Raw genomic sequence first — 8936 nt, 5'->3', positions numbered from 1 at the left:
GCCGGATCTAGGAGAGGCACATGCCCGCCAAATCCCTGCGTGACCTGGTCGACTTCGCCCGCCGCCACTCGCCCTTCTACGCCGAGGCGTACCGCGACGTGCCCGAAGGCGCCTCAGACCTCAGCCAGCTGCCGATCATCGACCAGACGGCCTTCTGGGCCGCGAACGTCTACCCGGACAACCGGCTGCTGACCGGCCCGCTGACCGACGCCGGCGTGTACACCTCCGGCGGCACCACCGGCGCGCCGAAGTTCTCCCCCTGGACCCGCACGGAGCACGCCGACTCGGTGACCGCGTTCGGCGCGGGCATGGTCCGGGCGGGGCTGAAGCCGGGGCACCGGGTGGCGAACCTGTTCTCGGCCGGCGAGATGTACGGCGGCTTCCTCTACATCGAGCACTCGCTGCACAACGCCCCGGTGGAGAACGTCCGGCTGCCCATCGCCTGCCACGCCTCCGACGACTCCGTCGCCGACCTGATCGCGTACTTCGGCGTCGACGTGCTGGCGGGCCCGCCGATGAAGCTCGCCACCGTGGCCGACGCGGTGGCCGCCCGTGGGCAGGTGGCCGACACGGTGGAGTTGCTGCTGTTCGCCGGCGACTTCCTCTTCGACGACCTGCGTCCCCAGCTGGCCAAGGCGTTTCCCGGGGCCAGGATCGCCTCGCTCGGATACGCCTCCGTGGACGCCGGGCTGGTCGGCGGCCCGGTGCCGGGCGACGACGTGCGCGTGCACGAGGCCTTCGCCAACCGCACCCTGGTGGAGCTGATCGACGACTCGACCGGCGAGCCGATCACCGTGCCCGGCGTACCCGGCCGGGTGATCGTCACCAATCTGTTCAGGACGCTGATGCCGATCATCCGCTATCCGGCCGGCGACGTGGCGGAATGGACAGACCCGGACTGCCGCGCATTCCGGCTGCTCGGCAGGTCGGCCGAGGGCGCCAGGGTGGAGACGGTGTCGATGTCGACGGAGGCCATCCGCGCGGTCCTCATCGCGGCGGACCCGGACCGGGCCATGTCGGGGATGCAGATGGTGCAGCGCCGCTGGAACGGCAAGGACGGGCTGACGCTGCGGCTGGCCTGCACCGAGGAGCCGCCGCCCGAGCTGACGCAGCGGCTCATCGACGCCGTGTACGCGGCCAGGCCGCTGTACCCCCAGACGGTGGAGGAGGGGGGCGTCCACCCGCTGACGGTCGAATGGGTACGGCCTTCGGAGCTGGTGCTGCATCCCCGTACGGGGAAGGTCCTCCAGGTCGTGGACGAGCGCTCCTAGCATGGAGATTCATCCACCCTAGGGGTTGAATGCGGTAGCAATCTCCATGGTCAGGCGCCTCTCCCGGCTGCTTGGCTGTCGGCATGCGAGTCATCGTGCCCGCCGGCGAAGGGCGGGCGGTAAAGGTCAGTACCGGTCAGCGCGTGCGCGTCACCGATCTTGACGGAGGTCAGGTCGGTGACGTGTTCGCGTTCGCCGCTGACGACGTGAGCGAGCACCTCAGCGCGTCGCACACGCGGGCCGCCATCAGCCGCCTGTTCCCGGTGGTCGGCGAGCAGTTCGTCACCGACCGGCGCAGGCCCGTCCTCACACTGGTGGCGGACACCTCGCCGGGCCGGCATGACATGCTCATCGCGGCCTGCGACCCGGCGCGCTATCGCGCTCTGGGCGTGCCCGGGTTCCATGCCTCCTGCGCGGACAACCTGGGCGAGAGCCTGTCCCGGCTCGGCCTGGCCTGCCCGAGCACTCCGCAGCCTGTCAACGTGTTCATGCGGATTCCCGTGGCGGACGACGGCCGGCTGAGCTGGCTGAGCTCGGTCAGCCGCCCCGGTGACGCGATCACGTTCGAGGCGGCGATGGACTGCGTGTTCGTGCTCTCGGCGTGCCCGCAGGACCTGGTCGGGATCAACGGGCACCGGCCGACGCCGCTGGCGATCGACCTGATCACACAAGGAGAGAGCGAACAATGAACGATGTCCAGCACCCCGCCCTACGACCGGAACGCGTCGGCGGGCTCAGCCTCGCCAACCGGCTGGCGGTCTCGCCCATGACCAGGGTGTCCGCTGCCGCCGACGGCACGCCGACAGCCGAGATGGCCGACTACTACCGGGCGTACGCCCAGGGCGGCTTCTCCCTCGTCGTGACCGAGGGAACCTACACCGACACCTGGCACAGCCAGGGGTACGCCAACCAGCCGGGCATCGTCACCGACGGCCACGAGGCCGCCTGGCGGGAGATCGTCGGGCAGGTGCACGACGCCGGCGCGTCGATGATCCTCCAGCTCATGCACGCGGGCGCGCTGTCGCAGGGCAACCGCTACCGCGACGAGACGGTGGCGCCGTCGGCCGTCCCGCCACGCGGGGAGAAGATGCCCGAGTACGGCGGGCACGGCTCATGGCCGACACCTCGCGCGATGAGCCAGGAGGACATCGACCGCGCGGTGGCCGGTTTCGTGGCCTCGGCCGTCCGCGCCCGGCGGGCGGGTTTCGACGGGGTCGAGGTGCACGGCGCCAACGGCTACCTGGTGGACCAGTTCCTGACGGACTACACCAATGAGCGCGACGATCGCTACGGCGGCCCGGTCGCCCGTCGGGTACGGCTGGCGGCCGACATCGTCTCCGCCATCCGTGCGGAGCTCGGGCCGGACTTCTGCGTGGGGATCCGGCTGTCCCAGGGCAAGGTCAACGACTTCACGCACCGATGGGCAGGCGGCTCCAGGGACGCGGAGACCATCTTCGCCGCGCTCGCCGAGGCGGGCGCGACCTACCTGCACATCGCCAGCGAAGGACGGGACTGGGTGGAGACGGCGACCCTGGACGGAGGGATGACGATCACCGGCCTCGCCCGGAAGGTGACGGGACTGCCCGTGCTGGCCAACGGCGGCATGCACGACCTCGACCAGGCGGCCATGCTGCTGGAGGACGGCCACGCGGACGTGCTGACCCTCGGCCGGGGCGCGCTGGCCAACCCTGACTTCCCGCGGCGCCTGGCCCAGGGGCTGCCCATGGCGGCCTTCGATCACCAGATGCTCCAGCCGATGGCGACGCTGAGCAACGCCCGCCTGTGGCGGCAGACGGTCTGAGCTCGGTCCAGCACGTCGATGCTCAGTCCATCGCGTCGATGGTCAGCGCCAGGAACAGATCCACCCGATCCTCGGTGCGTCCCACGTCCCTGCCGGTGAGCTCGGTGATCTTGGCCAGCCGGTTGCGGAGGGTGTTGACATGGACGTGCAACGCTCCGGCCGTCGCCGCCCACTGCCCATCGTGATCGAGGTACGTCCGCAGCGTCAGCTCGAGCTCACCGCCGCGCCGCGCGTCATGGTCCTTCATCGGCCCGAGGAGCTCGCCGGAGAACTGGTGCAAGGTCTCCACATCGAGCGAGCCGAGGAGCAGCCGGTGCGTACCCAAGTCGGCGAAGGCCCGTACGGAAGGCCCCGTGCGGGTCCGCCGCAGCACGCGGCAGGTCTCCCTGGACTGCAGCAGCCCGGGTCGCAGCTCGGCCGAGTGGGCGGCGAGTCCGCCCAGGCCCGCGACCGGGCGGCGGCCGGGGAAGCGCCGTTCGACGTCGCGTACCAGGCGCTGGGCGAGCAGCGGCAGCTCACGCTCGGGATGGCGCCAGGGCAGTACGGCGACGACGTCCTGCGTGCCATCGGCCACGACGACCGGCACCCCCTCGGCCGCGAAGAACTCCCCGATCACCTCGGCGAGCCCGTGCATCGTCGCGGTCTCGCCGAGCGCGAACGCCACGGCGCAGACGGCCAGCGGACCGCCCGGATCGACGCCGAAGGCGCGCAGCCGGCCAGGGACCTCGGCGGAGCGCCGCCCCCCTGACAGGATCATCTCCAGGAGCTCACTGGCGAAGCGCATCTCGATCGCCTGGACCGCCTGCTGCTTCGCGACCTCCAGGCTGAGGAAGCGGGCCGTCTGCTCCAGTGCCGCCCGCTCGTCCGCCGCGAGCTCGCGCAAGGGGCGCAGACAGATGAGAGCCGCGTCGATGTCGCCGACGGCACCCACCGGGAACAGCGCCGCGCGTCCCGCGTCCCCCAGATCCACCTCCAGGGCCGGAGGTCTCTTGGCCAATCCCGTGGCCACGGCGTGCAGCTGGTCCGTGTCGAGATCGGCGCCGGCCATCGCGAGCGACCGCGCCATCCTGTCGACCACCGCGAGCGGCAGGTCGTGGTCGCGCCGCAGGACGTCGAGCACGCCGGAGGCGCCGGCTCCCCGGGAGATCGCCGTGGCCAGGGCGTCTCCCCGGCGCACCATGCCGACCAGCGACTGCTTGCGTTCGTCGGTCAGCATGTCGGCCACGGCCTGTGAAACCGCCGTGAACGGCACCGCGATGGAGATCTCCAGCAGCGGCAGCTCCCCTTCGCGGCAGGCGTCGACGAGCTCCGGGGGAGTGGCGGGCGTCTCGGCCCGCAGGCCGAACACGATGCCGCCGGCCTTGGCCTTCATGACGTTGCGTACGAACTGCTCCGGCGGCACTTGGTCGATCCACAGGCCGTTCGTCAGTACGAGCTCGCCTTCGCGTACGTAGTGCGAAGGGTCGGCCAGCTCGGTGTTGTGCACCCAGGCGACCGGCTCGTCCAGCGCGCCCGGCCGGCCCGGCACCAGCACCCGCAGTTCGAGTGAGGCGCGATCCACCAGGGCTTGAAGCGTGAACACGGTGTAACTATAGACAGCCAACAGCTGATTCTATGGAGCTTCCTCCGATGGGGGTCAGGCCCCTTCCACCGCGTACGTGACCAGCGTCGTGAGCACTTCCTTGACCGACTCGCGTTCGCGTACGTCGCACAGCACCACCGGAGTGGTCTCGGCCAGGCCGAGCGCCCGCCGTACCTTGGCCGGGTCGTAGCGCTTGGCCCCGTCGAAGCAGTTCACGGCGACCAGGAACGGGATGCCGCGCTGCTCGAAGTAGTCCACCGCCGGGAAGCAGTCCTGCAGGCGGCGGGTGTCGGTGAGCACGACGGCGCCGAGCGCGCCGACCGACAGCTCGTCCCACATGAACCAGAACCGGTCCTGCCCGGGGGTGCCGAACAGGTACAGCCACAAGCCGTCGCGGATGGTGATGCGGCCGAAGTCCAGCGCCACAGTGGTGGTGACCTTGGAGTCCACGCCGGAGGTGTCGTCCACCCCGATGCCCCGCTCGCTCAGGAGCTCCTCGGTGTGCAGCGGCCGGATCTCGCTGATGGTACCGACCATGGTGGTCTTGCCGACGCCGAAGCCGCCCGCGATGAGGATCTTGATGGCCAAGGCCGAGGCGACCGCGGTCGCCCCCGGCTCAGAGGCTGCGTAGCCCATGCAGCACTTCCCTGTAGATGCGTTCGTCGATCGTCTGCGCCGCGGGGCGCGGGCGCTCGATGGTGACAAGACCCTCGCGTCGCAGGTCGCCCAGGATCACCCGCGTGATGTTGAGCGGCAGCTTGAGGTGGGCCGCGACATCCGCCACCGGTGTGGGCCTGCGGCACACCGACAGCACGGTGCGATGCTCCGGGATCAGGTCCGCGATCTCGTGGGAACCGCCGACCGTGGTGACGATGGCCACCAGGTCGAACGTCTCGCCACGCGGTCGCGCCCTGCCTCCGGTCAGCCCGAAGAGCCGGATCAGCGGCCCGGGATCCTCCCCGGTCACGGTCTTGCGCCGTTCCAGGCGGGTGCCGGTGCCGCTCCCCTCGGCTGAGAGGAGAGGTGCTCCCCGACCCGCTTGACCATGAGCGCCATCTCGTAGGTGACCATGCCCAGCTCGGCGTCACCCGAGGCGAGCACGGCCAGCCGGGCGCCCTGGCCCGCCGCGGTGACGAACAGGAAGCCACCCTCCAACTCGATGATGGTCTGTCGTACGCCACCCAGGCCGAAGTGCCGTCCCGCGCCCATGGCGAGGCTGTGGCTGCCGGCGGAGATGGCGGACAGGTGCTCGGAGTCCTCCCGCGTCAGCTCCCGGGACCCGCCCATGGCCAGCCCGTCGGCGGACAGCACGATGGCGTGCCGGATGCCGGGGACCCGCTGGGTGAGGTCGTCGAGGAGCCAGCTCAGTTCACTTCTGGCGTCAGGCATCGGGTTGGTCGTCCTTTCGATTCCACACGTCGTGCTCCTGCTCCGTCTGGCCGCGACCCTGCTGCCAGCCACGTTGCATGGACGACATGATCTGTGCAAGCTCCTCCGGCGAGCGCACCGAGACCGCGCTGCGGTCCGTGCGCCGCGCGGCGCGCAGCTGAGGAGCCATGTTGGCTTGAGGTACGCGCATGGGCAACCCGTCGAGGTCCTCGTCGGCCTCCTGGGCGGGCACCGTGCGGCTCCACTCTACGGATGGGCCGGGGGATCCGGCTGAGCCGCCCCCTCGCCTGGAAATCGGTCCGGTACTCGGCTCGGCGACGGCCTCGCTCCCCGGCCAGGTCGCCGGTCCGTTCCCCAGCCCATTGTTCCCTAGCCCATCGCTAGCCGGGCCGGGTGCCGGCCTCGGCACGGGGCCGGCCTCGAACCAGGTCGCGCGCTCGGGCTCCGGAGCGGGGACGGGCGCGTCCGGCGAGCCGTCCGGGTCTGCCGAGACCCCGTGGCCGCCGGGGTCGCCGGGGACCTCTCGGCCGTTCACGGCCTCCGCCCCGCGAGCGGGGAAGGCATCCGAGGCGGAGAAGGCATCCGAGGCGACCGGGGAGAAGGGCTCCGGAGAGAACGGCTCCGGGGACAGGGAGACCACGCGGGGCCGGGCCTCGGCGGGCGCGGTGCCGATCGCGCGCATGGGCCTGGGCGCGCGACCGCCGTGGCCCACCGGGTGCGCCGCGGCGACGGCCAGGGCCTCGGCGTTGGCGAGCAGCGCCGTGGGGAGCAGTAGGATCGCGGTGGTCCCGTCGTACGGCGAGCGGCGCAGCATGATCTTGATGTTGTGCCGGGCCGCGAGCCTGGACACCACGAACAGGCCGAGCCGGTCGCTGTCGGCCAGGTCGAACTCCGGCGGGTTGACCAGCCGGGCGTTGAGCTCGTCGAGGGTGTCCTGGTTCATCCCCAGGCCCCGGTCCTCCACCTCCAGCGCGAAGCCGTTGGCCGCCGTCATGCTGCGGACGTGCACGGTCGTGTCGGGCGGGGAGAAGACGGCGGCGTTCTCCACCAGTTCGGCGATCAGGTGGATCACGTCGGTGACCGCGGCGCCGACCAGCAACGGGGAGTCCGGCATCGGCGCGACGGTGACGCGGGTGTAGTCCTCGACCTCCAGCACCGCCGCCCGTACGACGTCGAACAGCGGCACGGGGTCGCGCCAGCGGCGGGCGGGGGCGGAGTCGGACAGGATGATGAGGTTCTCCGCGTGCCGCCGCATGCGGGTGGTCAGGTGGTCGAGCTTGAAGAGGTCTTCCAGGACCTCCGGATCGTCGACCCGGCGCTCCATGGTGTCGAGCAGCGCGAGCTGGCGATGCAGCAGCGCCTGGTTGCGCCAGGCCAGGTTGAGGAAGACCTGGGCGACGCCCTTGCGCAGCGTCGCCTGGCCCACCGCGGCCTCGACCGCGGTGCGGCGTACGGCGGAGAACGCGTTCACCACGCGATCGACCTCGGCGGTGTGGGCCGGGTCGAGGCCGGGGGCCTCTGTGGCCGGGTCGACGTCGTCGCCGCGGCGCAGCCGCTCGACCAGCCGGGGCAGTCGTTGTTCGGCGAGTTCGACCGCGGACGCCTGAAGCCGTCTGAGCTCGCTGATCAGCGACTGGCCGAACCGGTACGACAGCGCCACCGACGCGACCACCGCGGCCAGGCCCAGGATCAGGACCAGCCAGATCCGCCAGTACGCCCCGGTCTTCTGATCCTCGGCCTCCACCGAGGTGCGGCCCAGCTCGGCGTGCGTGTCGAGGTTGATCGCGCTGAGGAGGGTCTCGGCGTCGGCCTTCCACTCGTCGGGGTCCACCGGCGGCGATCCGTTGGTGTCCCAGTTGAACAGCCGGTCTTCCACCGTCAGCAGCCGCTTGTACGGGGCGCTGGCGACCAGCTTGTCGTAGTTCTCCCGCAGTTCGGGGCCCGCGTCACGTTCGGCGTTGGCCCAGACGAGCCGGCGGCTGGTCATGGCGGCGACGAACGAGGCACGGTCCGTGGGGGACATCTTGCGGCGCACGATCGTGCTGGTGAGCACGGCGTGCTCCTGGCCCAGGTATTCCGCCGCGGAGCTGTAGGCCGCCATGCCGCGCACCGCGCGGTAGGACGAGAGGCTGCTCAACGCGTCGTAGTCGGTGAATTGCCGGTTGGCGATGCTGATCAGGTTGCTGTACGCGTCGATGATCTTCAGCGGCGGGGACAGCGCGCCCTCGTCCGCGCGCTCGCGCAGCGACTGGAGGCCGTCGAGGGCCCGTACCAGCTCCCGCACCTCGGCCGGGGTGTCGTCCTCCGACCCTTCGCCACCGGTGCCGATGGATCCGATGGCCTCGCGCAGCCGCGCGACCTTGCCGTCGGTGATCGGCCGCTGCTCGGCCAGCAGCGGGTAAGCACCGGTGCTGCGCGGCGCCGCCGCCGAAAGCTGCCGCTCCTGCTGCAGCTCGATGATCAGCTCCAGGACCGGCGACCCGATGGCGTCCCACCGGTCCTGCCTCTGGGAGACCGCGGCGATCTCATCCACACTGGAGTAGGCGATGAACCCCCATAAGGCGATCATCGAGACCAGCGGAAGCAGCAGGATCCTCAGCAGTTTGGTGCGGATCGGCGGAGGCGAGCTCATCCATCGTGTCCAATTCCGCGCGTAGTGGTGCGCCGCTAGGCAGTCGTGAACTGGTAGCGGCCCCCCAGGATGCCCGCCACGACTGATACGCCTGTGGTGCGTCCACTATGCCGATGGGGCAGATGTACTTCAAGCTCCAGATGTGAAGATTCGTGCACAATGGCGGGTTGACTCTTTGTCAGTGCACGGTTCGTGATCGTGACGGTTTGCGGCTGACGCACAGTGACGAGCGTGGATGCCGCCGCGGCCCGGATCGCCGAC

Annotated in this window: 8 protein-coding genes; 3 read left to right on the top strand and 5 right to left on the bottom strand. The window is 70.7% G+C overall.

Annotation, left to right across the window (positions count from 1 at the left end; all coding sequences use genetic code 11):
• Positions 1–20: 20 nt before the first annotated feature.
• The 3 genes from AB0B64_RS01195 (at position 21) to AB0B64_RS01185 (ending at position 3072) form a co-directional block, all read left to right on the top strand.
• A complete protein-coding gene (locus tag AB0B64_RS01195) occupies positions 21–1271 on the top strand; it encodes a hypothetical protein (RefSeq protein ID WP_357952293.1) in 1251 nt (416 codons plus the stop codon).
• An 83-nt stretch (positions 1272–1354) separates the two neighbouring features.
• Positions 1355–1960 (top strand): urea carboxylase-associated family protein, encoded by a 606-nt coding sequence (locus AB0B64_RS01190; protein ID WP_357952294.1) that lies wholly within the window; start codon positions 1355–1357, stop codon positions 1958–1960.
• On the top strand, positions 1957–3072 hold the full coding sequence (locus tag AB0B64_RS01185; RefSeq protein ID WP_357952295.1) for an NADH:flavin oxidoreductase: 1116 nt from the start codon (positions 1957–1959) through the stop codon (positions 3070–3072). Before AB0B64_RS01190 ends, AB0B64_RS01185 begins: the two co-directional genes overlap by 4 nt.
• 22 nt (positions 3073–3094) lie before the next feature.
• Here AB0B64_RS01185 and AB0B64_RS01180 read toward each other — a convergent pair whose 3' ends face one another.
• The 5 genes from AB0B64_RS01180 to AB0B64_RS01160 are packed head-to-tail and all read right to left on the bottom strand — an operon-like array spanning position 3095 to position 8675.
• Positions 3095–4654 carry a helix-turn-helix domain-containing protein gene (locus AB0B64_RS01180; protein ID WP_357952296.1) on the bottom strand — a complete coding sequence of 520 codons (1560 nt, stop codon included), beginning with the start codon at positions 4652–4654 and terminating at the stop codon, positions 3095–3097.
• A 54-nt stretch (positions 4655–4708) separates the two neighbouring features.
• On the bottom strand, positions 4709–5290 hold the full coding sequence (locus tag AB0B64_RS01175; RefSeq protein WP_357952297.1) for an ATP/GTP-binding protein: 582 nt from the start codon (positions 5288–5290) through the stop codon (positions 4709–4711).
• Positions 5271–5621, bottom strand: a complete 351-nt coding sequence (locus AB0B64_RS01170) for a DUF742 domain-containing protein (RefSeq protein WP_357952298.1) — start codon at positions 5619–5621, stop codon at positions 5271–5273. Before AB0B64_RS01170 ends, AB0B64_RS01175 begins: the two co-directional genes overlap by 20 nt.
• Positions 5618–6043: a roadblock/LC7 domain-containing protein gene (locus AB0B64_RS01165; RefSeq protein ID WP_357641159.1), complete on the bottom strand. Its 426-nt coding sequence runs from the start codon at positions 6041–6043 to the stop codon at positions 5618–5620. Before AB0B64_RS01165 ends, AB0B64_RS01170 begins: the two co-directional genes overlap by 4 nt.
• Entirely contained in the window at positions 6036–8675 is a 2640-nt protein-coding gene (locus AB0B64_RS01160) for a nitrate- and nitrite sensing domain-containing protein (RefSeq protein WP_357952299.1), read from the bottom strand. Before AB0B64_RS01160 ends, AB0B64_RS01165 begins: the two co-directional genes overlap by 8 nt.
• Positions 8676–8936: the final 261 nt, after the last annotated feature.

Origin of the sequence: Nonomuraea sp. NPDC049129 (assembly GCF_040648495.1) — a bacterium.
Taxonomy (GTDB): Bacteria; Actinomycetota; Actinomycetes; order Streptosporangiales; family Streptosporangiaceae; genus Nonomuraea.
The sequence above is the reverse complement of the archived record's forward strand: the minus strand, read 5'-3'. Positions and strand labels throughout refer to the sequence as shown.

What these genes read in the sequence shown, in the direction of transcription:
- AB0B64_RS01195 (WP_357952293.1), top strand. Translation starts at nt 21, where the DNA reads ATGCCCGCCAAATCCCTGCGTGACCTGGTCGACTTCGCCCGCCGCCAC.
- AB0B64_RS01190 (WP_357952294.1), top strand. Translation starts at nt 1,355, where the DNA reads ATGCGAGTCATCGTGCCCGCCGGCGAAGGGCGGGCGGTAAAGGTCAGT.
- AB0B64_RS01185 (WP_357952295.1), top strand. Translation starts at nt 1,957, where the DNA reads ATGAACGATGTCCAGCACCCCGCCCTACGACCGGAACGCGTCGGCGGG.
- AB0B64_RS01175 (WP_357952297.1), bottom strand. Translation starts at nt 5,290, where the DNA reads ATGGGCTACGCAGCCTCTGAGCCGGGGGCGACCGCGGTCGCCTCGGCC.
- AB0B64_RS01165 (WP_357641159.1), bottom strand. Translation starts at nt 6,043, where the DNA reads ATGCCTGACGCCAGAAGTGAACTGAGCTGGCTCCTCGACGACCTCACC.
- AB0B64_RS01160 (WP_357952299.1), bottom strand. Translation starts at nt 8,675, where the DNA reads ATGAGCTCGCCTCCGCCGATCCGCACCAAACTGCTGAGGATCCTGCTG.